The sequence below is a fragment of the Streptomyces kryoterrae genome (assembly GCF_054072135.1).
Window position 1 is genome coordinate 1,181,373 of record NZ_CM133358.1, and the last position, 22,413, is coordinate 1,203,785.

18 protein-coding genes and 2 pseudogenes are annotated in these 22,413 nt (G+C 71.4%); 13 read left to right on the plus strand and 7 right to left on the minus strand.

What is annotated here, in order from left to right:
- Positions 1-275: 275 nt before the first annotated feature.
- The 5 genes from egtA to ACW4TU_RS04890 all read left to right on the plus strand — a co-directional run bounded on the left by egtA (position 276) and on the right by ACW4TU_RS04890 (position 4,990).
- On the plus strand, positions 276-1,592 hold the full coding sequence (gene egtA / locus ACW4TU_RS04870) for an ergothioneine biosynthesis glutamate--cysteine ligase EgtA (RefSeq protein WP_457424955.1): 1,317 nt from the start codon (positions 276-278) through the stop codon (positions 1,590-1,592).
- A complete protein-coding gene (egtB, locus tag ACW4TU_RS04875) occupies positions 1,589-2,911 on the plus strand; it encodes an ergothioneine biosynthesis protein EgtB (protein WP_457424957.1) in 1,323 nt (440 codons plus the stop codon). Before egtA ends, egtB begins: the two co-directional genes overlap by 4 nt.
- Entirely contained in the window at positions 2,911-3,702 is a 792-nt protein-coding gene (gene egtC, locus ACW4TU_RS04880) for an ergothioneine biosynthesis protein EgtC (RefSeq protein WP_457424959.1), read from the plus strand. Before egtB ends, egtC begins: the two co-directional genes overlap by 1 nt.
- The gene (gene egtD, locus ACW4TU_RS04885; RefSeq protein ID WP_457424961.1) at positions 3,699-4,661 is read left to right on the plus strand and encodes an L-histidine N(alpha)-methyltransferase; all 963 of its coding nucleotides are present in this window, start codon (positions 3,699-3,701) and stop codon (positions 4,659-4,661) included. The genes egtC and egtD overlap by 4 nt, the downstream gene beginning before the upstream one ends.
- 113 nt (positions 4,662-4,774) lie before the next feature.
- Entirely contained in the window at positions 4,775-4,990 is a 216-nt protein-coding gene (locus ACW4TU_RS04890) for a dodecin (protein ID WP_164316982.1), read from the plus strand.
- 18 nt (positions 4,991-5,008) lie between these two features.
- Here the strand turns inward: ACW4TU_RS04890 and ACW4TU_RS04895 are convergent, their stop codons facing one another.
- A complete protein-coding gene (locus ACW4TU_RS04895) occupies positions 5,009-5,512 on the minus strand; it encodes a phosphatase domain-containing protein (RefSeq protein WP_457424963.1) in 504 nt (167 codons plus the stop codon).
- A gap of 93 nt (positions 5,513-5,605) precedes the next feature.
- Here ACW4TU_RS04895 and ACW4TU_RS04900 point away from each other — a divergent pair, with 93 nt between their 5' ends.
- The 6 genes from ACW4TU_RS04900 to ACW4TU_RS04925 all read left to right on the plus strand — a co-directional run bounded on the left by ACW4TU_RS04900 (position 5,606) and on the right by ACW4TU_RS04925 (position 15,794).
- Positions 5,606-6,820: a right-handed parallel beta-helix repeat-containing protein gene (locus ACW4TU_RS04900; protein WP_457424965.1), complete on the plus strand. Its 1,215-nt coding sequence runs from the start codon at positions 5,606-5,608 to the stop codon at positions 6,818-6,820.
- A gap of 242 nt (positions 6,821-7,062) precedes the next feature.
- Positions 7,063-8,475, plus strand: a complete 1,413-nt coding sequence (locus ACW4TU_RS04905) for a family 43 glycosylhydrolase (protein WP_457430710.1) — start codon at positions 7,063-7,065, stop codon at positions 8,473-8,475.
- 77 nt (positions 8,476-8,552) lie between these two features.
- Entirely contained in the window at positions 8,553-11,357 is a 2,805-nt protein-coding gene (locus tag ACW4TU_RS04910) for a beta-L-arabinofuranosidase domain-containing protein (RefSeq protein WP_457424967.1), read from the plus strand.
- Between the two features lie 201 nt (positions 11,358-11,558).
- Entirely contained in the window at positions 11,559-13,772 is a 2,214-nt protein-coding gene (locus ACW4TU_RS04915) for an MMPL family transporter (RefSeq protein WP_457424969.1), read from the plus strand.
- A 115-nt stretch (positions 13,773-13,887) separates the two neighbouring features.
- Positions 13,888-15,114 (plus strand): sensor histidine kinase, encoded by a 1,227-nt coding sequence (locus tag ACW4TU_RS04920; protein ID WP_457424971.1) that lies wholly within the window; start codon positions 13,888-13,890, stop codon positions 15,112-15,114.
- Complete coding sequence (locus tag ACW4TU_RS04925; protein ID WP_457424973.1) at positions 15,111-15,794, plus strand: response regulator transcription factor; 684 nt, start codon at positions 15,111-15,113, stop codon at positions 15,792-15,794. The genes ACW4TU_RS04920 and ACW4TU_RS04925 overlap by 4 nt, the downstream gene beginning before the upstream one ends.
- A 663-nt stretch (positions 15,795-16,457) precedes the next feature.
- Here ACW4TU_RS04925 and ACW4TU_RS04930 read toward each other — a convergent pair.
- The 3 genes from ACW4TU_RS04930 to ACW4TU_RS04940 are packed head-to-tail and all read right to left on the minus strand — an operon-like array spanning position 16,458 to position 18,759.
- Positions 16,458-17,690 carry a cation:proton antiporter gene (locus ACW4TU_RS04930; RefSeq protein ID WP_457424975.1) on the minus strand — a complete coding sequence of 411 codons (1,233 nt, stop codon included), beginning with the start codon at positions 17,688-17,690 and terminating at the stop codon, positions 16,458-16,460.
- Positions 17,691-17,697: 7 nt separating this feature from the next.
- Complete coding sequence (locus tag ACW4TU_RS04935) at positions 17,698-18,183, minus strand: cation:proton antiporter regulatory subunit (RefSeq protein ID WP_457424977.1); 486 nt, start codon at positions 18,181-18,183, stop codon at positions 17,698-17,700.
- A gap of 45 nt (positions 18,184-18,228) precedes the next feature.
- Positions 18,229-18,759: a DinB family protein gene (locus ACW4TU_RS04940; RefSeq protein ID WP_457424979.1), complete on the minus strand. Its 531-nt coding sequence runs from the start codon at positions 18,757-18,759 to the stop codon at positions 18,229-18,231.
- A 163-nt stretch (positions 18,760-18,922) separates the two neighbouring features.
- Between ACW4TU_RS04940 and ACW4TU_RS04945 the strand changes: the two genes are divergently transcribed.
- On the plus strand, positions 18,923-19,912 hold the full coding sequence (locus ACW4TU_RS04945) for an LLM class flavin-dependent oxidoreductase (protein WP_457424981.1): 990 nt from the start codon (positions 18,923-18,925) through the stop codon (positions 19,910-19,912).
- A gap of 150 nt (positions 19,913-20,062) precedes the next feature.
- Here ACW4TU_RS04945 and ACW4TU_RS04950 read toward each other — a convergent pair whose 3' ends face one another.
- From ACW4TU_RS04950 to ACW4TU_RS04960, 3 genes and pseudogenes are all read right to left on the minus strand, one after another.
- Complete coding sequence (locus ACW4TU_RS04950) at positions 20,063-20,989, minus strand: lysophospholipid acyltransferase family protein (protein ID WP_457424983.1); 927 nt, start codon at positions 20,987-20,989, stop codon at positions 20,063-20,065.
- On the minus strand, positions 20,989-21,762 hold the full coding sequence (locus ACW4TU_RS04955; RefSeq protein WP_457424985.1) for a GNAT family N-acetyltransferase: 774 nt from the start codon (positions 21,760-21,762) through the stop codon (positions 20,989-20,991). Before ACW4TU_RS04955 ends, ACW4TU_RS04950 begins: the two co-directional genes overlap by 1 nt.
- Positions 21,763-21,981: 219 nt before the next feature.
- Positions 21,982-22,186: pseudogene (locus tag ACW4TU_RS04960) on the minus strand (succinate dehydrogenase/fumarate reductase iron-sulfur subunit); the annotation flags it as partial.
- A 15-nt stretch (positions 22,187-22,201) separates the two neighbouring features.
- Here ACW4TU_RS04960 and ACW4TU_RS04965 point away from each other — a divergent pair.
- Positions 22,202-22,380 (plus strand): annotated as a pseudogene (locus ACW4TU_RS04965) (LysR family transcriptional regulator); the annotation flags it as partial.
- Between the last annotated feature and the right edge of the window lie 33 nt (positions 22,381-22,413).

Sequence of the window (22,413 nt, forward strand, 5' to 3'; positions counted from 1 at the left end):
GCCACCCCCGTGTGCGCCATGACCGTGCCCGGTACTCGCTCCCCCGCCGTGCTCATACAGGCATCGTGGGTGATGCTGGACACCCGGTGCAACAGAGTTTTCCGGGTATGTGAACGGCTCACGAACGCCATGGAAACGGAGATCCATCGTCCTGAAAGTGCCCATGTGCACCCTTGTGCGATTCGGCGCGAGGAGTTTGGGTGGGACGATCGTTGCCTGTCCGGCCCACCCGAAGCCGGGCCGGCGGCATGGTGGAATCTCAGGAGGATCCCGACATGTCCGATTCGGTAAGCGGCTGTACAAAGCGCCGCACCGCTCTCTCCGAGGCCGAGGTCGAAGCCCTGGTCCGGGGGATCTGCTTCAAGACCGGACCGCCGCGCACCCTCGGTGTCGAGGTGGAATGGCTCGTCCACGAGCTGCGGCAACCGCGGCTCCCCGTGACACCCGAACGGCTCGAAGCGGCCTACGCCGCACTGCGGACCCTGCCTCTCAGGTCGGCGCTCACCGTCGAACCGGGCGGTCAGCTGGAGCTCAGCTCCGCTCCCGCCGACTCCCTGATGGAGTGCGTCGGATCCGTCTCCGCCGACCTGGACGCCGTCCGCGCGGTACTGCGCGAGCACGGTCTCGGTATCGTCGGCATCGGCCAGGACCCCTGGCACCCGCCCCGTCGTTTCCTGCACGAGCCGCGCTACGACGCCCTGGAGCGGTCCCTCGACCTCACGGGTCCGGCCGGCCGCGCCATGATGTGCACCTCGGCCTCCGTGCAGGTGTGCCTCGACGCCGGGCACGAGGAGCCGGGCCCCCTCGGGCACGGACGGCGCTGGTGGCTCGCGCACCAGCTCGGCGCGGTCCTCGTGGCCGCCTTCGCCAACTCCCCGCTCGCCGTGGGCAGCCCCACCGGCTGGCGGTCCACCCGGCAGGTGCTGTGGATGGAGATCGGCGCCGGGCGGGCGGGGGCACAGCCGCTGGACGCCGAGCCGCGGCAGGCCTGGGCCCGGCATGTGCTCGACGCCCCGGTGATGTGCGTACGGCGGGACGACGGGCCCTGGGACGTGCCGGAGGACGGGCTGACGTTCCGGGAGTGGATCCGGTCCGGGGTGCCCCGGCCGCCGACGCGTGAGGATCTCGACTACCACCTGACGACCCTGTTCCCCCCGGTCCGGCCGCGCGGCCATCTCGAACTGCGCATGATCGACGCCCAGCCCGGCGACGACGGCTGGATCGTCCCGCTCGCCGTCACGGCCGCGCTCTTCGACGACCCCGAGGCCGCCGAGCTGGCCTACCGGGCGGTCAAGCCGCTCGCCGAGCGGACCGGGTCACTGCCCGCCCCGCACAATCCGCTGTGGTCCGACGCGGCCCGCCACGGCCTGGCCGACCCCGAGCTGCACGAGGTCGCCCTCGTCTGCTTCACGGCCGCGCTGGACGCCCTGCCCCGGCTCGGCGCGAGCCGGGAGGTCGTCGACGCTGTCGCCGCGTACCTCGACCGCTACGTCGTTCAAGGCCGTTGCCCGGCCGACGACCTGCTCGACAGCCTGCGCGACACGGACCCGCGTGCGCACGGCACTTCGTACGGAAGGAATCTCCGCACATGACCGACCCCGCCCTGGACCCGGAGACGCTCCGGGAGCGCGCCCTTGCCGCGCTCACCACCGCGCGGGAGCGGACCGCGCTCCTCACCTCCGTGGACGATCCTGAACTCACCGCCCAGCACTCGCCGTTGATGTCCCCGCTGGTGTGGGACCTCGCGCACATCGGCAACCAGGAGGAGATGTGGCTGCTGCGCGCGGTCGCCGGGCGGGAGCCGATGCGGCCCGAGATCGATGGTCTGTACGACGCCTTCGAGCACTCCCGCGCCGAACGGCCCTCCCTGCCGCTGCTGCCGCCCGACGAGGCCCGTAAGTACGCGGCGGAGGTGCGCGGCCGGGCCCTGGACGTGCTGGAGAGCGCCGCGTTCGAAGGTACGGGCGCGCGGCTGACCGAGGCCGGGTTCGCCTTCGGGATGATCGCCCAGCACGAACAGCAGCACGACGAGACGATGCTGATCACCCATCAGCTCCGGAAGGGGCCGGCGGTTCTCAGCGCTCCCGACCCCGAGCCCGCTCCCCCCTTCACCGGTCCGGCCGAAGTCCTGGTCCCCGGTGGCCCGTTCACGATGGGCACCTCCACCGAGCCGTGGTCCCTGGACAACGAACGGCCCGCACACCGGCGCGAGGTGGCGCCCTTCCTCATCGACACGACCCCGGTGACGAACGCCGCCTACCAGGCGTTCATCGCGGACGGCGGCTACGACGACCCGCGCTGGTGGACGCCGGACGGCTGGGCACACGTACGCCAGCACTCCCTGTACGCACCGCTGTTCTGGTTCCGGGACGGCGGGCAGTGGCTGCGGCGCCGGTTCGGCGTCACCGAGGTGGTGCCGCCCGAGGAGCCCGTCGTGCACGTCTGCTGGTACGAGGCGGATGCCTACGCCCGTTGGGCCGGGCGCCGGCTGCCCACCGAGGCGGAGTGGGAGAAGGCCGCCCGGCACGACCCGGCGACCGACCGCTCGACGCGCTACCCGTGGGGCGACGCCGACCCCACCCCCGAGCACGCCAACCTCGGTCAGCGGCATCTGCGTCCGGCGCCCGCCGGAAGCTACCCGGCCGGTGAATCGCCGCTCGGGGTAAGGCAGTTGATCGGTGACGTGTGGGAGTGGACGGCCAGCGATCTGCTGCCGTACCCGGGGTTCAGCATGTTCCCGTACAAGGAGTACTCGGAGGTGTTCTTCGGGCCCGAGTACAAGGTGCTGCGCGGTGGTTCGTTCGCCGTGGACGCGGTGGCCTGCCGGGGGACGTTCCGCAACTGGGACTATCCGATCCGGCGGCAGATCTTCTCCGGGTTCCGCACCGCACGTACCCCGGAGGCCGTCTGATGTGCCGTCAACTAGCCTTCCTGGGAACCCCGGAGGCGATCGGCAGTGTGGTCGTGGAGCCGCCGCACGGGCTGTACCGGCAGTCCTGGGCACCCCGGCACCAGCGGCACGGGACCGTCAACGCCGATGGTTTCGGCGTCGGTTGGTACGCGGAGGGTGATCCGGTGCCGGCCCGCTACCGGCGTGCCGGGCCCGTCTGGGGGGACGCGTCGTTCGCCGACCTCGCCCGGGTCGTACGCACCACCGCGCTGCTCGCCGCCGTACGGGACGCGACGCTGGCCGGCGCCGACGGAGAGGCCGCGGCGGCACCCTTCGCCGCCGGTGCCTGGCTGTTCGGGCACAACGGGGCGGTCAGGGGCTGGCCGGGGTCCCTCGCGCCTCTCGTACAGGCCCTGCCCGGCGAGGAGTTGCTGTCGATGGAGGCACGCTCCGACTCGGCGTTCCTGTGGGCCCTGGTGCTGCACCGGCTGCACGCCGGCGACGACGTCGGGCGGGCGCTGGCCCGCACCGTCCTGGAGGTCGACGCGGCGGCCCCCGGCTCCCGCCTCAACCTGCTGCTCACCGACGGCACGACGATCGCCGCGACCACCTGGGGCGACACCCTCTTCCACCTGACCGGACCCGGTCCCCGCACGGTCGTGGCGTCAGAGCCGTACGACGACGATCCCCGCTGGCAGGAGGTACCCGACCGCACCCTCGTCATCGCGAGCCGCACCGGGGTACGGCTCACCCCGCTCCGGGACATGAGCGACGACCTGGCATCCGTACCACCCGAGGAGCTTCGTACGTGAGTCCGCTTCTGGTCACCCGCACCCTGCCCGAGGACGCCACGGAGGCCGCCCTGCGCGCCGACGTCCTCCACGGGCTCACCCGCACGCCCAAGACCCTCCCGCCGAAGTGGTTCTACGACGCCCACGGCAGCGAACTCTTCGACGAGATCACCGGGTTGCCCGAGTACTACCCGACCCGGTCCGAGCGCGAGATCCTGCTCGCCCGGGCCGGGGAGATCGCCGCCGCGACCGGTGCGCGCACGCTGGTCGAGCTGGGCTCCGGCTCGTCGGAGAAGACCCGGCATCTGCTGGACGCGCTGCCGGACCTGGAGACGTACGTCCCGGTCGACGTCAGTGAGAGCGCGCTGCGACAGGCGGGCGAGGCGCTGATCGCCGAGCGGCCCGGGCTCGGTGTGCACGCGCTGATCGCCGACTTCACCGGCGGGCTGGCGCTGCCGGGCACGCCCGGGCCCCGGCTGGTGGCGTTCCTCGGCGGCACGATCGGCAATCTGCTGCCCGCCGAGCGGGCCGCGTTCCTGTCCTCGGTGCGTTCCCTGCTGTCGCCCGGCGACGCGCTGCTGCTCGGCACGGACCTGGTCAAGGACGCCTCGGTGCTGGTCCCGGCGTACGACGACGCGGCGGGTGTGACGGCCCGGTTCAACAAGAACGTGCTGGCTGTCGTCAACCGCGAACTCGGCGCCGACTTCGACCCTGACGCCTTCGAGCATGTCGCCCTGTGGGACTCCGCCAACGAGTGGATCGAGATGCGGCTGCGCTCGCTCGCCGAGCAGACCGTGAAGATCCCCGTACTCGATCTCGCCGTGGACTTCGCGGTGGGTGAGGAGATGCGTACGGAGGTGTCGGCGAAGTTCAGGAAGGAGGGTGTGGGCGCCGAACTGGCCGCCGCCGGGCTGGAGCCGACCCGGTGGTGGACGGACGAGCGGGGCCTGTTCGCCCTGTCGCTGAGCGTCGCCCGTTAGCGACACCTCGCGAACCGCCGTCACATGGGGCACGGTGGAACGTGGAATGCCGCCAGGAAGATCCATTACACCGAGTACCTCCAGTACCTCCAGTACCGCGAAGGAGCACCCGCATGTCGAACCACACCTATCGGGTCACCGAGATCGTCGGCACCTCGCACGAAGGCGTCGACCAGGCCGTCCGCAACGGCATCAGCCGGGCCTCGCAGACCCTGCGCAACCTGGACTGGTTCGAGATCACGCAGGTCAGGGGCCAGATCAAGGACGGGCAGGTCGAGCACTACCAGGTCGGTCTGAAGGTCGGTTTCCGGCTGGACGACGGCGAGTGACAGCCGTGGGCCGTCTGCTCAGGTCCGGCCCTCGGCCTCCTGCGCCTCCTTCAGCGCGGTCGACTCGGCCGTCCAGCGGGCCCGTACGACCCTGAAGCCCGAGCGTTCCGCGTCCTGGCAGACGAGTTCGTCGTCGTCCACCAGGACGCGGATCTCGCGGTCGCGGGCCAGCCGGCGCAGGGTCTCCAGTTTGGTGCTGCGGGCGGGTCTGCGGTCGTCGTCGCGCCGCATCCAGACACGTCCCTCGGGCAGTCCGTGCGCGGCCAGCCAGGCGAGCGTGTCCCGGCGGCAGCGCTCGGGCCGGCCGGTGAGGTAGACGACCTCGCACTCCCGCGCGCTCTCCAGGGCCAGCGCGACACCCTCGGTGAGCGGCGGGTCGTGCGGCGCGGCGGCGAAGAACGCCGTCCAGTCGCGCGGCTTGCGTTCCAGGAACCGCTGCCGGTGCGCGGTGTCGGCGAGCGTGTTGTCGAGGTCGAACACGGCGAGCGGTCTGCTGCCGCTCGGGTTTCTGTTCTGCGTCACGGTCCCTGACCCTAGTCAGCCGGACCCGGCAACCTCCACGGCGTCGGTGGCCACTCCTTGGCGACACAGCCGAGGCAGAGGCGGGAGCCGTACATGCGCAACGCAGCGATCCGGACGGGAACGGCGGTACTGGGCACCGCGTTAATGACAGCGGGGATGCTCGTGGGCGTCGCCGAGGGGGCGAGCGCCGCGACGACGCTCGTGGTGGCGACGGGCGGCGACGACTCGGCGCCCGGCACGCTCGCGCGTCCCCTGAGGACCATTCAGAAGGCCGTCGACCTGGCGAAACCGGGCGACACGATCACCGTGCGCGGGGGCACCTACGCGCTCACCGACAACATCACCATCGCCACCTCCGGCACCGCGTCCCAGCCCATCACCCTGGGCACCTACGCGGGCGAGCGGGTCGTCGTCGACGGGGAGCGGCTGCCCGCCAGTCACACACCGGTCGGTGGCAGCATCCCGCGCGCCGAGCGCGGTGCGATCCACCAGGAGGCCTCGTACTGGCGGATCTCGGGGCTGGAGATCGTGAACGGGCCGTACGGCGTCTACTGCGACGGCTGCAACTACAACGTCTTCGCCCGCCTCGTCACCCACGACAACTACGAGTCCGGTTTCCAGCTCCAGGGTGCCTCCAGCAACAACCAGATCCTGGACCTGGACAGTTACGGCAACCGCGACCCGCGCAAGAACGGTGAGAGCGCGGACGGGCTGGCCATCAAGGAAGGCGGCGGGACCGGCAACATCGTGCGGGGCGCGCGGTTGTGGAACAACGTGGACGACGGCTTCGACGCCTGGAAGTTCACCTCGCCGGTCACGATCGAGAACACCATCGCGTACGGCAACGGCGTCAACCGCTGGAACTTCCCCGACTTCGCGGGCGACGGCAACGGCTTCAAGCTCGGCGGCGGCACCCCGGCGCCCGCCGTGGCGCACGTCCTGCGCAACACCGCCGCGTTCAAGAACGCGGCGCACGGCTTCACGGACAACGGCAATCCGGGTGCCATCGGCGTCAACCGCGGTACCGCGTACGGGAACGCGGGCACCGGCTTCGACTTCGACGTCACCGCGGGACACGCCACCCTCACCGCCAACCTGTCGGTCGCCGACGGACGTGCCGCCGCCCTCGGCTCCGCCACCGTCTCGACCGGCAACTCCTGGGATCTGGGAGGCACTTGGAACGCCGCCTCGGTGCTGAGCACCGACCCTGCGGCGATCACGGGCGCGCGTCGCTCGGACGGTTCGCTGCCCGCCGCCCCCAACTTCCTCGTGCCGCGCGCCGGAACGGCCATCGGAGCCCGCTTCTAGGCGATCTTCGCAGGGAGTGGCGGAGGCATATCGGGGGGGGTGTGAGGGGTCAACCGGAATTCAATCTGTCGGAAACATTGACTCACTCACGCCCCCTACCTATCTTTCGGTCGAACCTCCGCACACCGTTCCATATATCGAACAATATCGGCCCGGAAACAGGCCGCTGAAGGAGACTCGCCGTGGACCGCACCCGCAGCAGCTCGACCAGCCGACGCACGCTCCTCAAGGCCTGCACGGCCCTGGTCGTCGCCGTGACCGTGCCCGTCGCCATCGGCACCCCGGCGTTCGCCGCCGTCCCGGCCTCCCCGGCCGTCACCTTCACCAACCCGGTCGCCGAGCAGCGCGCCGACCCGCACATCTACAAGCACACCGACGGCTACTACTACTTCACCGCCACGGTCCCCGCGTACGACCGGATCGTGCTGCGGCGCGCCACCACGCTCCAGGGCCTGGCGACCGCCGCCGAGACGACCATCTGGACCAAGCACGCCACCGGCGACATGGGCGCCCACATCTGGGCTCCGGAGATCCACTTCATCGACGGCAAGTGGTACGTGTACTTCGCGGCCGGCGCCTCGAACGACATCTGGAAGATCCGCCCGTACGTCCTGGAGTCCTCGGCCGCCAACCCCGTCACCGGGACCTGGACGGAGAAGGGCCGGATCGCGCTGCCGCTCGACACCTTCTCGCTGGACGCGACGACCTTCGTGGTGAACGGCACCCGCTATCTGAGCTGGGCGCAGAACGACCCGGCCGTCGGGGACGGCACCAACATCTATCTCGCGAAGATGTCCAACCCCTGGACCATCAGCGGCACTCCGGCGATGATCTCCCGGCCCACACTGTCCTGGGAGATCATCGGACACACGGTGAACGAGGGGCCCTCCGTCATCCAGCGGGGCGGGAAGGTCTTCATGTCCTTCTCGGCGAGCGCCACCGACGCCAACTACTGCCTGGGTCTGCTGACCGCGTCCGCCTCCGCCGATCTGCTCAACCCGGCCTCCTGGACGAAGAGTTCGCAGCCGGTGTTCACGAGCAACGCCTCGACCGGGCAGTACGGGCCGGGCCACAACACGTTCACGGTCTCCGAGGACGGCAAGTCCGACGTCCTCGTCTACCACGACCGCAACTACAAGGACATCAGCGGCGATCCGCTCAACGACCCCAACCGGCGCACCCGTTACCAGAAGCTGTACTGGAACGCCGACGGCACCCCGAACTTCGGTATCCCGGTCTCCGACGGTCTCACCCCGGTCCGCTTCTCGTCGTTCAACTACCCGGACCGGTACATCCGGCACTGGGAGTACCGGGCGAAGCTGGAGGCGAACGTCACCAACCTCGCCGACTCGCAGTTCCGGATCGTCACCGGACTGACCGGCTCCGGGACCGTCTCGCTGGAGTCGGCGAACTTCCCCGGCTACTACCTCCGGCACAAGAACTACGAGCTGTGGGTGGAGAAGAACAGCGGCACGGCCACCTTCCTGGCCGACGCGTCCTTCACCCGGCGGGCGGGCCTCGCCGACCCGGCCGGGGTGTCCTTCGAGTCGTACAACTTCCCGGGCCGTTACATCCGGCACTACAACGGCCTGATCCAGCTCCAGCCGCTGAGCACCTCGCTCGACCAGCAGGACGCGACCTACTACACCGAGTAGCCCGCCGGGCGAAAACCCTTACGGATCAAGGGACTTCAGAGCTCAGCTACGTCAGTCACCTCAGAGACGAGGCACATGTGACCCCCCACCTGTCGAGACGGTTTCTGCTCCAGAGCGCGGTGCTCGCCGCCGCCGCGCCCGCGTTCGCCTACGCCGCCGCCGGCCGGGCCGCCGCCGCTGCCCTGCCCGCGCCGTCCGCCTGGACGCTCCGCCCGTTCGAGCTGAAGGACGTCTCGCTCGGCCAGGGCGTCTTCGCGAGCAAGCGCCAGCTCATGCTGGACCACGGGCGCGGCTACGACGTGAACCGGCTGCTCCAGGTGTTCCGCGCCAACGCGGGCCTCTCCACCGGCGGGGCGGTCGCCCCGGGCGGCTGGGAGGGCCTGGACGGCGAGGCCAACGGCAACCTGCGCGGCCACTACACCGGCCACTTCCTGAGCATGCTGTCGCAGGCGTACGCGAGCACCGGGGAGCAGGCCTACGCCGACAAGATCTCGACCATGGTCGGCGCGCTGACCGACGTGCGCGCGGCGCTGCGCACCGACCCGCGCATGCTCACCGTCACCGGGAGGTGGGGCGGCGCGCACGAGAACGTGCGGGGCTCCTACCAGTACGTGGACCTCCCGGCGGCCGTGCCGGGCGGTGCCGCGGCGATCACCCTGTCGATCTGGGTCAGGCCCACCCACGACGCCAACTGGCAGCGTGTCCTCGACTTCGGCAACGACACCACCCGGTACATGTACCTGGCCTCCCGCAACGCCGGCGGGGTGCCGCGGTTCGCCATCACCACCAGCGGGGCCGGCGGGGAACAGGGCCTCAACGGCACCGCCGCGCTGCCGCTGAACCAGTGGAGCCACCTCGCGGTGACCATCACCGGCACCACGGGCACGCTCTACGTCAACGGCACCGCCGTCGCCACGAACACCGCGATGACCCTCAACCCGTCCGTCCTCGGCACCCTGACGAACAACTGGCTCGGCCGCTCGAACTACTCCGGCGACCCCGTCTACGCGGGCGCCTTCGACGAGTTCAACGTCTACTCGCGCGCGCTGACCGCGGCCGAGATCACCTCGCTCCAGGGCAACGAGGCCAAGAACTCCTCCGCCGGGCTCGGCAACCTCGCCTCGTACTACTTCTCCGCCACCTCCGGCGGCACGTTCGGGGACGCCTCCGGGCGCGGACTGACCGCCACCCTGCGCCGTACCTGGGGCGGCCCGAGCCATCAGGGCTTCCTCGCCGCCTACCCGGAGACGCAGTTCATCGCGCTGGAGTCGATGACGAGCGGTGACTACACGAAGGTGTGGGCGCCCTACTACACGGCGCACAAGATCCTCAAGGGTCTGCTGGACGCCTATCTCGCCACGGACGACTCCCGGGCACTCGACCTCGCGTCGGGCATGTGCGACTGGATGTACTCCCGGCTGTCCAAGCTGCCCGACGCCACCCTGCAGCGGATGTGGGGGATCTTCTCCAGCGGCGAGTTCGGCGGCATCGTCGAGACCATCGTCGACCTGTACACGATCACCGGCAAGGCCGATCACCTCGCCCTGGCCAAGCTGTTCGACCTCGACACGCTCATCGACGCGTGCGCGGCGAACACCGACACCCTGAACGGCCTGCACGCCAACCAGCACATCCCGATCTTCACCGGATACGTACGGCTGTACGACGCGACGGGCGAGACGCGCTATCTGACCGCCGCGAAGAACTTCTGGGGCATGGTCGTACCGCAGCGCATGTACGGGATCGGCGGCACGAGCACGGGTGAGTTCTGGAAGGCGCGCGGGGTGATCGCGGGGACGGTCAGCGACACCAACGCCGAGACCTGCTGCGCGTACAACCTGCTCAAGCTGAGCCGGATGCTGTTCTTCCACGAGCAGGACCCGAAGTACATGGACTACTACGAGCGGGCGCTCCACAACCAGGTGCTCGGCTCCAAGCAGGACAAGGCCGACGCCGAGAAGCCGCTCGTCACGTACTTCATCGGGCTCACGCCCGGGCATGTGCGCGACTACACGCCCAAGCAGGGCACGACCTGCTGCGAGGGCACCGGCATGGAGAGCGCCACCAAGTACCAGGACTCGGTGTACTTCAAGTCGGCCGACGGCGCCTCCCTGTACGTCAACCTGTACAGCGCGTCCACCCTGAACTGGGCCGAGAAGGGCGTCACGGTCACCCAGGCCACCGAGTATCCGAAGGAGCAGGGCACCACGCTCACGATCGGGGGCGGCAGCGCGGCCTTCGCGCTGCGGCTGCGGGTGCCGGTGTGGGCGACGGCCGGGTTCCGGGTGACCGTCAACGGGCAGGCGGTGAGCGGGACTCCGGTCCCCGGGAGCTACTTCGCGGTGTCCCGGACCTGGCAGAGCGGAGATGTCGTCCGGATCAGTGTGCCGTTCCGGCTGCGGGTCGAGAAGGCGCTCGACGACCCGTCACTGCAGGCCCTGTTCTACGGGCCGGTGAACCTGGTCGCGCGGAGTTCGAGCACCAGCTATCTGTCCGTCGGGCTGTACCGCAACGCCGCGCTCTCGGGCGATCTGCTGCCGTCCCTCACCCCGGTGAGCGGCAAGCCGCTGCACTACACGCTGAACGGCACCGAGTTCGCCCCCTTCTCCGAGGGGACCGAGGACCCGACGCACGCCTATGTCCGGCGCGCCGAACCGAAGGTCGTGTTCGGGACCGTCGACTCCGGGGTCGCCAATCCGGCGAAGGCCGACGGCACCACGCTGCTCGACGAGATCTGGGCGGGGGCGCCCTTCGCGAACAAGGCCGCGCTGGTCACGCGGGTCCGGTCGACGACGGCGGCCTGGGTGACGGCGGGGCTGCTCACACAGACGGCGGCCGACACGGTGGTGAGCACGGCGCAAGGGGCGTCGTACGTGTCCTGACCTGCGTACGTCTCCTGACCGTCGCGGGCGGTACCCCTACCCGAGGGGTACCGCCCGTCCTGCGTGCGGACTACCGGCGAGGGTGCCTGTACTGCGTTCTCAGTAGTCGAGATTGTCGACAGGTGCACGACGACGGGAGGGGGTCGGTCCCGGGAATCTTGTCAGGTACCCGAGATCCGATGATGTGGAGACCTCCCCCTCGTGGCCACCTTCCTGTACAAGCTGGGCCGACTGGCCTTCCGGCGACGCTGGTACGTCGCCCTGATGTGGGTGGCGGTGCTCGCCGCCGTCGGTGCCGGTGCCGCGACGGCGCCCGCCGCTCCCGACGCGGACAACTCGATGCCGGGGATCGAGTCCCAGAAGGCCTTCGACCTGATGGACCAGCGGTTCCCCGGCTCCAACGCGCACGGCGCGAACGCCCGGGTGGTGTTCGTGGCGCCGGGCGGCGAGAAGGTCACCGCCACCGAGAACAGGGCGGCGATCGAGAAGTTCGTGGGCGAGGTGGCCGACGGTTCACAGGTCGCGTCCGCCACGGACCCCTTCCAGGCACAGGCGGTCAGCGAAAACGCCGCGACGGCGTACGCCACCGTCAACTACAAGGCGAAGCCCGACAATCTCACCGACGCCACCAAGACCCGTCTCAAGGACGCCGTCAAGGAGGCGCAGGGCTCGGGGCTGACCGTCGAGGTCGGCGGTACGGCACTGGCGACGACGCCCTCGGCGGGTGGCGCTGCCGAGGCGATCGGTATCGCCATCGCGGCCCTCGTCCTGATCGTCACCTTCGGTTCGCTGGCCGCCGCCGGACTGCCGCTGCTGACCGCGGTCATCGGTGTGGGCGTCAGCATGGCGTCGATCCTGGCGCTGAGCAGCACGCTGGGTCTGTCCTCGACGACCGGGACGCTCGCCAGCATGCTGGGGCTGGCCTGCGGTATCGACTACGCCGTGTTCATCGTCTCCCGGTACCGGGAGGAGCGCGGCAAGGGGCACGGCCCGCAGGAAGCGGCGGCTCTGGCGACCGGTACCGCCGGTTCGGCGGTCGTCTTCGCCGGTCTCACCGTCGTCATCGCGCTGGCCGGGCTCATGGTGGTCGGGGTGCCGATGCTGACGAAGATGGGGCTCGCGGCGGCCGGCGCGGTCGGCGTGGGCGTGCTCATCGCGCTGACACTGGTCCCGGCCCTGGTCGGGTTCTGGCCGAACGCCCTGCTCTCGCGCTCCACCAGGAAGACCGGGCAGGTCAAGCAGGCCGTCGAGCACAACGGCGGCACGCGCTGGGCCCGGTTCGTGCTGCGCCGCCCGATCCCGGTACTGATCGCCTCGGTGGCCGGTCTCGGCGCCCTCGCGATACCCGTGATGGACCTCCAGCTGGGCACGTCCGGCGACGAGGCCAAGCCGACCTCCACCACCGAGCGCCGCGCCTACGACGACCTCGCGACGGCCTTCGGCCCCGGCTTCAACGGCCCCCTGACGATCGTCGTGGACGCCAAGGGGGCTGCCGACGCCAAGGGCGCGGTGGCGACGGTCTCCGAGAAGATCGCCGCCACGAAGGGGGTCGTGTCCGTCTCGCCGGCCCGCTTCAATCCCGCCGGCGACACGGCGATCTTCTCCGCCGTCCCGGCCGACGCGCCGACCAGCACGAAGACCCAGGACCTCGTGAAGACCATCCGGTCCGAGCGGGCGGCCACGGTGTCCGGCACGGACGCGGAGTTCAGCGTCACCGGCAGCACGGCGGCGAACATCGACGTCGCCCAGAAGATGCAGGACGCGCTGGTCCCGTATCTGATCGTGGTCGTGGGTCTGGCCATCGTGCTGCTCCTGCTGGTCTTCCGGTCGATCCTGGTGCCGGTCAAGGCGGCTCTCGGCTTCCTCCTGTCGGTGCTGGCGGCGCTCGGTTCCGTGATCGCGGTCTTCCAGTGGGGCTGGGGCGCCTCACTCCTCGGCGTCGAGACGACCGGTCCGATCATGAGCATGATGCCGATCTTCCTGGTGGGCATCGTCTTCGGACTGGCCATGGACTACGAGGTGTTCCTGGTCGCCCGGATGCGGGAGGCGTACGTCCACGGGGACGGGCCCGCGCAGGCGGTCGTCACCGGGTTCCGGTACAGCGCGCGGGTCGTGGTCGCCGCCGCGCTGATCATGATGGCCGTCTTCTCCGGGTTCATCGGGGCCGGCGAGTCCATCATCAAGATGATCGGCTTCGGACTGGCCGTGGCCGTCCTGTTCGACGCCTTCGTGGTCCGGATGGCATTCGTCCCCGCCGTACTGGCCCTGCTCGGCAAGGCCGCCTGGTGGATGCCGGGCTGGCTGGACAAGGTGCTGCCCAAGGTCGACGTGGAGGGCGAGGCACTCGCCCACCGGACGGCCACACCCGAGGACGGGGCGGACGGAACGGCAGACCGGGAGGCGGTCCGGGTCTGACATTCGGCCGTACGCCCTGGGGGCCGCCCGTGCTGGACACACGGGCGGCCCTCGTCGGACGTCGTGACGCGCTGTCGTGGACCATGGGTCCACGCCCTTCGACCGGAGAGAGCCGATGAGCATCGACATCGAGCGATACATCGCGGAGCATCCCCGTGTCGTCGACACGGTGACCGTCGTGACGCTGTTCGTCCTCTTCCTGGTCGGCGCCGGGATCAGCCTCCCCGGCGCCACCCGGCGCGAGGCCCTGTGGCCCGCCGTGCTCCTCGCCGTCAACGCGTGCGCGGGTGTGCTGCTGAGCCGCAGCCACCCGCGTACGGCCGTCGTCGTGACCACGGTCTGTGCCATGACGGCGAGTGCGCTGGGCTATCTGCTCACCGTGCTCATGCTGGCCCCCGCCATGGTGGCGATCTACTGGCTGGCGGTCCTCACCGACCGGCGGACGACCCGCTTCGCCTGCATCGGCGTGATCGTCATGCTGGTGGCCACGGCCACGCTCCTCGACCCGGTCGACCACCCGCTCGTCCTCAAGACGGTCGCCCCCATCGCCTATGTGCTGGTCCCGGTCACCACCGGCAGCGCGCGCCGTATGCGCCGCGCCTATCTGGACGCCGTGCACGCCCGGGCCGACCACGCCGAGCGGACCCGCGAGGAGGAGGCCCGCCACCGGGTGACGGAGGAGCGCATGCGCATCGCCCGGGAGCTGCACGACGTCGTCGCCCACCATCTGGCCCTGGCCAACGCCCAGGCGACCACCGCCGCGCATCTGGCGCGCAGCAACCCCGAGCAGACCCGCCGGATGCTCAACGACCTCACCGGCACCACCTCCTCGGCGCTGCGCGAGCTCAAGGCCACCGTCCGTCTGCTGCGCCACGCCGACGACGTCGACACCCCTCTGGAACCGGCCCCCGGCCTCTCCCTGCTCCCCGAGCTGATCGACACGGTCCGGTCCGCCGGGCTCGGGGTCACTGTCACCACCGTGGGCAGGGAACGCCCGCTGTCGCCGGGGGTGGATCTGACGGCGTTCCGGATCGTGCAGGAGGCGCTCACCAACATCACCAAGCACGCGGCCGGAGCGGTGGCGTGTGTGCGGCTCGCGTACTCGACGGACCGACTGGCCATCACGGTCACCAACAACGCCACCGCCACCGTCCCCGCCGGTCCCCCCCACCCCGTCACAGCCGTGCCGGCGCGCGGTTTCGGTCTGATCGGGATGCGGGAGCGCGCCCAGTCCGTCGGCGGCAACCTGGAGGCGGGACACCGTCCGGAGGGCGGCTTCGAGGTCTCCACCGCGCTGCCCCTCTACCCCCAGCCCTCGGAAGAAGAAGAGCGCACCTCATGACCATTCGTGTCCTGCTCGCCGACGACCAGGCCCTCCTCCGGGCGACGTTCCGGATCCTGATCGACTCCGAGGCCGACATGACGGTGATCGGCGAGGCCACCGACGGCCGGGAGGCGGTCGAGGCGACCCGCACCCACCTCCCCGACGTCGTCCTCATGGACATCCGGATGCCCGGCACCGACGGACTGGCCGCCACCGCCGCGATCTGCGCCGACCCGGAACTGTCCGCGACGCGTGTACTGATCCTGACGACGTTCGAGACGGACGAGTACGTGGCCCAGGCACTGCGGGCCGGCGCCAGCGGTTTCCTCGGCAAGGACGTCACCGCCGAAGCACTGCTCGTCGGCATCCGCACGGTGGCCTCCGGCGAGTCCCTCCTCTCCCCCAACGCCACCCGCACCCTCATCACCCGCTTCCTCAACTCCCCTGCTCCGGGAATGCAGTTGGCGACCCCGGAGGCGCTCGAAGCGCTCACCACCCGGGAACGGGAGGTGATGTGCCTGGCGGCCGAGGGCGGCTCGAACGACGAGATCGCGGAGAAGCTGTACGTCAGCCCGCTGACCGTGCGGACCCACGTACACCGCGCGATGACGAAGCTGGGCGCCCGGGACCGGGCCCAACTGGTCGTGATCGCCTACCAGTCGGGGCTGGTGAGGGCCCTGCCACCGCAGGCGAACTGACTCGCGGGACGACAAGGGTCCCGTTCCGGTTCACTCCGTTCGGCTGCGGCGGCGGAGTCCGGGGGTTGCCTCCCGCTGCCGCGGGGGAGGCAACCCGACCGGCCGTGGCCGTCCCGGCGAACCCGCCCGAGTGGCCTCCGGCGCCACACCTCCGACGCCGCTGGAGGCGAGCCGCCGGTGCTGTCGCCCAGCCGCTACCGCCGGGTCGTCCCCGCAGCACCGCCTGCGTCTCCACCGGCGGACCCGCCGGAGTCGTATCCATCCCTGCGGCCTCGGCACCGACGAAGGCGAGGCCGCCACCGGTGCCGCTGCCCCCCGCCGGTACCGCCGGGTCGTCCCGGCCCTGCCGCCTGAGTCCGCGCCGACGGAGCAGCCCGAGTCGTGTCCGTCCCCACGGCGTCCGCCGAGGGAGACGAGGCCGCCGCCGTGCGGCTGCCCCCGGCCGTACCGCCGGCCGTCCCGGCATCACCACCGGTGTCTCCACCGCCCGGCCCGCCGGGGTCATGTCCGTCCCCACGGCGCCGACGGAGGCAGGCCGCCGCCGGCCCTGTTCCCATCGGTACCGCCGGGCCGGCCATGCGTCGTCAGCCGTGTCTCCGTCGGCGGACCCGCCCGCGTCGTCTTCGGTGTTCGTGTCGGCGAAGCCACCCGCCGGGATGGTCGTCAGTCGCCGACCGTCGTGGGCTGCACCGCCTCGTCCGTCGGTGCCGTGGCCGGAGTCCGGGGACCGGCGCGCCGGGCTCGCCACGCGCCGACCCGGGCAGCCAGAGGCTCGGTCCAGCGGGCGGTGAGCGGCCCGGCGACGACCAGGATCAGGACGTACGCCGTGGCCAGCGGGCCGAGGTCGGACTCGATGCCGGCGGTGACCGCGAGGCCCGCGATGACGATGGAGAACTCGCCGCGGGCGACGAGCGCACCGCCCGCGCGCCAGCGGCCCTTGACCGAGATTCCGGCGCGGCGGGCCGCCCAGTAGCCGGTGGCGATCTTCGTGCCCGTCGTGACGACGGCCAGGGCGAGGGCCGGCAGCAGCACGGGCGGGATGCTGGCCGGGTCGGTGTGCAGCCCGAAGAAGACGAAGAAGATGGCCGCGAACAGGTCCCTGAGCGGACTGAGCAGGGTGTGCGCACCCTCCGCGACCTCTCCCGACAGCGCGATCCCGACAAGGAACGCCCCCACGGCGGCGGAGACCTGGAGTTCCTGCGCGATGCCCGCCACGAGGATGGTCAGGCCGAGGACGACCAGCAGCAGCTTCTCGGGGTCGTCGCTGGAGACGAAGCGGGAGATGACCCGGCCGAAGCGGACCGCCACGAACAGCACCAGGCCGGCGGCCCCGAGGGCGATCGCCAGGGTGACACTGCCGGCGGCGAGCGAGACGCCGGCCACCAGCGCGGTGACGATCGGCAGGTAGACCGCCATCGCCAGGTCCTCCAGGACCAGGATGCTGAGGATCACCGGGGTCTCCCGGTTGCCGACCCGGCCCAGGTCGCCCAGCACCTTGGCGATGACACCGGAGGACGAGATCCAGGTGACCCCGGCAAGCACGACGGCGGCGACCGGGCCCCAGCCCAGCAGCAGCGCGGCGGCTGCGCCGGGGAGCGCGTTCAGGGTGAAGTCCACCAGGCCGGACGGATAGTGGGATTTCAGGTTGGAGACGAGATCGCTGGCCGTGTACTCGAGGCCGAGCATCAACAGCAGCAGGATGACACCGATCTCGGCGCCGGTGGCGATGAACTCCTCGCTCGCGCCGAGCGGCAGCAGACCGCCTTTGCCGAAGGCGAGACCGGCGAGCAGATAGAGGGGTATCGGCGAGAAGCTCAGCCGGGCGGCCATCCGGCCGAGCAGCCCGAGCGCGAGGATGACGGAGCCGAACTCGATCAGCAGGACCTGGGAGTGCATGGCGCTGTCACTCCCGTCCGAGTATCGCCGCGGCGGCGTCGACGCCCTCGCGGGTGCCGATCACGATGATGACGTCCCCGCCGGCCAGCCGGAAGGCGGGCGTCGGGGAGGGGATCGCCTCGGCCCGCCGCAGCACGGCGACCACGGACGCGCCGGTCTCCGTCCGCATCCGTGTCTCCCCGAGGACCCGTCCGTTCCAGCGTGATCCGGCGGCCACCTCCACCCGCTCCGCCACCAGCCCCAGCGGCGTCGTGGACAGCAGACTGGAGCTGTGGTGCGAGGGACTCAGCGCGTCGATCAGCGAGGCGGCCTCGGGCGCGGTCAGCCGCAGCGACTGGGCGCACGAGTCGGGATCGTCGTCCCGGTACAGGCTCACGGTACGGCCGCCGTCGCGGTGGGCCACCACCGACAGATGCCGTTGCTCACGCGTGACGAGGTCGTACTGAACCCCGATACCCGGCAGCGGAGTCGCCCGCAGGCGTGGCGCAGACACGTTGGATCCCCTTACTGGTCGGCTGTGTTGGCCCCTTGCCGGGGTTCAGGCCCCGGTGGCCCCGTCGACGAGTTCGCGCAGAAGGTCGGCGTGGCCGTTGTGGCGGGCGTACTCCTCGATCATGTGCACCATGATCCAGCGCAGCGACAGCCCCTGGGTACCGGCCAGCGCCGCCTCCGTCTCCGACAGGTGTCCGGACTCGTCCAGTGAGGCAGCGGCGGCGACCAGTTCCCGGCTCCGCGCGACCTCCGCCCGCCAGTCGGCAAGCGCCTCGTCGAGCCCGCGCTCGGGGACGAGCGTGAACCCGTCGCCCTTGCCCTCGGTGTGGACGAGGGGCACGTCGAGGCCCGTGAACACCCGCTGGAACCAGTTCCGTTCCACCTCGGCCAGGTGCTGGACGAGCCCGAGCAGGGTCATCTCCGAGGGCGCCGCGGAGGCGAGCCTGACCTGCCGGTCGTCGAGGCCCTCGCACTTGAGGGCGAGGGTGGCGCGGTGGAAGTCGAGCCAGGCGCTCAGCATGGCTCGTTCGTCGGCGTTCGCGGGAGGTATGGGGCGGCCGTCCGGTGTAGTCGACATGTTCTGCACCCTTCCACAGGTGCCCGGTGGGCCGCGAGGAATACCGGCGTCCGGGAGATCGCTGACAAGGTCACAGCCGAGGACGTCCGGAGCAGCCATGCCGAGCACAGCAGATCAGCCGGAGCGATCACAGCGACCGGGGCCGGAGTCAGGATCAGGCTCGGTGCTGTCCGCGACCCGGTTCTCCGTGCTCGACCGGTCCCGCACCCGGGAGGGCCGCCCGGACACCGAGGCGCTGCGGGACACGGTCGCGCTGGCCCGGGAGGCGGAACGGCTCGGCTTCCACCGGTTCTGGGTCTCCGAGCACCACGGCGTGCCCGGCGTCGCCGGGTCCGCGCCCACCGTGCTGGCCGCGGCGGTGGCAGCCGCGACCCGTACGATCCGGGTCGGCACGGGCGGAGTGATGCTGCCGAATCACCAACCCCTGGTCGTGGCCGAGCAGTTCGGGGTGTTGGAGGCCCTGTTCCCGGGCCGGATCGACATGGGGCTCGGCCGTTCGGTCGGCTTCACCGACGGGGTACGCCGGGCGCTGGGCCGCGACAAGGACGTGGCCGACGACTTCTCGGCCCAGCTCGACGAGCTGCTCGGCTGGTTCGGCGGCACCTCCCCGACGGGCGTGCGTGCCCGCCCCGCCGAAGGCCTCGCCGTACCGCCCTTCGTGCTGGCCATGGGCGAGGGCGCCACGATCGCCGCCCGGGCGGGCCTGCCCATGGTGATCGGCGACCTGCGCTCCCGCGAGCGGATGCTGCGCGGCATCGACACCTACCGTGCCCGTTTCCGGCCCTCGGGCTGGGCGAGCGAACCGTACGTCGTCGTCTCGGGGACGGTCGCGGTGGCCGCCACCCCGGAGGAAGCCCGGCGGCTCCTCGTCCCCGAGGCCTGGTCGATGGCGTACTCCCGCACGCACGGCACCTTTCCGCCGCTGCCGCCCGCCGAACGGGTCGAGTCCCGCACGATGACCGCCAAGGAACGCGGCTTCTACGAGTCCGGGCTCGTGGGTCACCTAGCCGGTACGGCGGACGAGGTGACCCACGGGCTGGAGACCCTGGTGAAGGAGACGGGCGCACAGGAGATCCTGGTGACGACCAGCACGTACGACCGGGAGGCCCTGCTGGACTCCTACCGGCGACTGGCCGGGTTGCTGAGAGCGTGACCGACCCGGCCGCGCGGCGGAGCCGCAGATCACCCCGGCATCACGACGCGGCCGAGTGACGACGCGCCCCATAGGGGCGGGCTGTACCGATCTGCGGCTCCGCCGCGGGGCGCGACCAGCCACAGCGGACCCGCAGCCGAGGACGCACCCCTACTCGCAGGGCGCGACCGGCCGCCGTCGGCCCGCCCGTGCGGCGGAGCCGACTGCCGGGCCGGCACCAGCCATCGGGGCCGAAGCAAGCCGATACGGACGGGCGCCCGGCGCATCGGCGTCGCGTACCCCGGCCGGCGACGGCCGGTGAGGGCCGAGGAGCGGCGGCTGGGCGGCTTTGGCCAAGGCACGCCGGTCCCGGTGGCTCCCGGGGGCTATGGCGTCCCGTACCTCGACCTCCGCCACCAGCCCGCGTGCCGACACCACCCGCCACACCGACGTCAGCAGGGAGTCCTCGCCGACGAAGGCGGGCGCAGTGCTGGCCGCTCCCCCGGCGAGCCGGTAGTGCAGGTGCACCGGCTGGACGGGGACGCCGGCGTCCAGGGCGGCCTGGAACACCGCCCGGCGGAAGTGGCCCTGTGCCTTGCCGCACCAGGTGCTGCCCTCGGGGAAGGCGACGACCGCCGTGCCCTCGCGCAGCGCGCCGGTGATCTTCGCGACGGTCCCCGGCAGCGCCCGCAGCCGGTCGCGCTCGATGAACAGCGCACCGCTGCTCGCGGTCAGCACGCCCGCCACCGGCCACCGCCGGATCTCGGCCTTGGCCAGCATCCTCGCCGGTCGTACGGCGGCCAGCAGCGGGATGTCCAGCCACGAGATGTGGTTGGCGACCAGCAGCACGCCCCCGGTGGGCGCGGTGGGGCCGCTCACCCGGAGCCGGACCCCCGCGGCCCGCACGATCGTGCGGGCCCAGCGCCGTACCCACCCGGCAGGGATCCTCCTGCCGAGCGGGCACAGCATGATGCCCACGAGCAGGACGGCCAGGACGGTCACCAGTCGCAGCACGGCCAGGGGTACGGCCGTCGTGGAACCCGTCGTCTCCACACACGCCCTCGGGGTGCAGGGCGCGCTGGGCAGCCAGACGCTCATCAGGCCGGCACGAGGGAGAGGAAGTGCCGCAGATAGCGCTGGTTGATCCGGCGCATCGACAGCAGCACGTACAGGTCGGCGACCCCGAAGTCCGGGTCGTGGGCGGGCTCGCCGCAGACCCAGGCGCCCAGGCGGACGTAGCCGCGCAGGAGCGGGGGCAGTTCGGTGCGGCCGGCGGGCCGGGGCACACCCTCGGCGGACCAGGGCAGCAGCGGGCGCACCCGGAACTCCTCCGGGGCCAGGTGCTTCGCCCGGACGCGGTCCCAGGTGCCGGCGGCGAGGGCGCCGCCGTCGGAGAGCGGGATGGAGCAGCAGCCGGCCAGCCAGTCATGGCCCCGGTCGACCATGTAGCGGGCGATCCCGGCCCAGATGAGGCCGATGACCGCGCCGTCCCGGTGGTCGGGGTGGACGCAGGAGCGGCCGACCTCGACGAGGCCGGGGCGGATCGCGTCGAGCGGGGAGATGTCGAACTCGCCCTCGGAGTACAGGCGTCCGGCGATCGCGGCCCGCTCCGGGGGCAGCAGCCGGTAGGTGCCGACGACCTGGCCGGTGAGTGTGTCGCGGACCAGCAGGTGGTCGCAGTACGCGTCGAAGGGGTCGATGTCGAGACCGGGCTGCGGGGAGGACAGCAGGGCGCCGAGCTCACCGGCGAAGACGTCGTGGCGAAGCCGCTGCGCGGCTCGTACGTCGTCCTCGTCGCGGGCGAGGGTGACGGTGTAGCGGGTGGGTGTGGCGGGGAGCGGGGGACGTTCGATGGTGGAAACGCCGGTCATGGCTCTCTCCTGGTCACGGGCCGGGGACGGCGAGGCGACGAGCTGGCCGGTCCCGTTACGTCCGGCCGTATCAGTTCTTCCGACCGCGGCTGTCCTGCGCGTGACTCTCGAAGAGAGGTGGGGTGTGGGCTTGTTGAATGCCAGGGGTGCCGGGCGGGACCGGGGTCGAGCACCACTCCGGTCCCGGCCGTCCGCACCTTGCCGGCGAACGTTCCGGGGTCAGCGTCCGGACACTTCGCGCGTCGCCCGCAGCCACTCCGTGTTCATCCCGGTGATGGTGACGAGGGGGATACCCTTCGGACCGGCGGTGGCGCACTCCCCGGCGAGCATCGCGGTCCGGTCGAGGCGAAGTCGGCGTCCGGTGTCGGTACGGGGGTGGCGTGGGCCTCGGAGGCGGCGCCGGTGGGGCGGTGACGTAGCCGCCGGGGTATGTGCGGGCGGGGCTGGGCTGGGCGGGGCCGTCGTACCGCGCATGGGGCAAAACGGTCGGGGCGCGGACCAAGGGTGCCGCCGCCGGCACGGCCTGGGCTGTTCCGGGTGATCGCCCTGGCCCGCCGCGGCGATGTGGCTCCGCCTCGGGCGGCTCGGGAGTCGCAGCGGATGTCGCTCGAGCGATGAACCGGCGGCGCTTGGGCGGGGCCGTGGACCCGC

What these genes read in the sequence shown, in the direction of transcription:
- egtA (WP_457424955.1), top strand. Translation starts at nt 276, where the DNA reads ATGTCCGATTCGGTAAGCGGCTGTACAAAGCGCCGCACCGCTCTCTCC.
- egtB (WP_457424957.1), top strand. Translation starts at nt 1,589, where the DNA reads ATGACCGACCCCGCCCTGGACCCGGAGACGCTCCGGGAGCGCGCCCTT.
- egtC (WP_457424959.1), top strand. Translation starts at nt 2,911, where the DNA reads ATGTGCCGTCAACTAGCCTTCCTGGGAACCCCGGAGGCGATCGGCAGT.
- ACW4TU_RS04890 (WP_164316982.1), top strand. Translation starts at nt 4,775, where the DNA reads ATGTCGAACCACACCTATCGGGTCACCGAGATCGTCGGCACCTCGCAC.
- ACW4TU_RS04900 (WP_457424965.1), top strand. Translation starts at nt 5,606, where the DNA reads ATGCGCAACGCAGCGATCCGGACGGGAACGGCGGTACTGGGCACCGCG.
- ACW4TU_RS04920 (WP_457424971.1), top strand. Translation starts at nt 13,888, where the DNA reads ATGAGCATCGACATCGAGCGATACATCGCGGAGCATCCCCGTGTCGTC.
- ACW4TU_RS04925 (WP_457424973.1), top strand. Translation starts at nt 15,111, where the DNA reads ATGACCATTCGTGTCCTGCTCGCCGACGACCAGGCCCTCCTCCGGGCG.
- ACW4TU_RS04930 (WP_457424975.1), bottom strand. Translation starts at nt 17,690, where the DNA reads ATGCACTCCCAGGTCCTGCTGATCGAGTTCGGCTCCGTCATCCTCGCG.
- ACW4TU_RS04940 (WP_457424979.1), bottom strand. Translation starts at nt 18,759, where the DNA reads ATGTCGACTACACCGGACGGCCGCCCCATACCTCCCGCGAACGCCGAC.
- ACW4TU_RS04950 (WP_457424983.1), bottom strand. Translation starts at nt 20,989, where the DNA reads ATGAGCGTCTGGCTGCCCAGCGCGCCCTGCACCCCGAGGGCGTGTGTG.
- ACW4TU_RS04955 (WP_457424985.1), bottom strand. Translation starts at nt 21,762, where the DNA reads ATGACCGGCGTTTCCACCATCGAACGTCCCCCGCTCCCCGCCACACCC.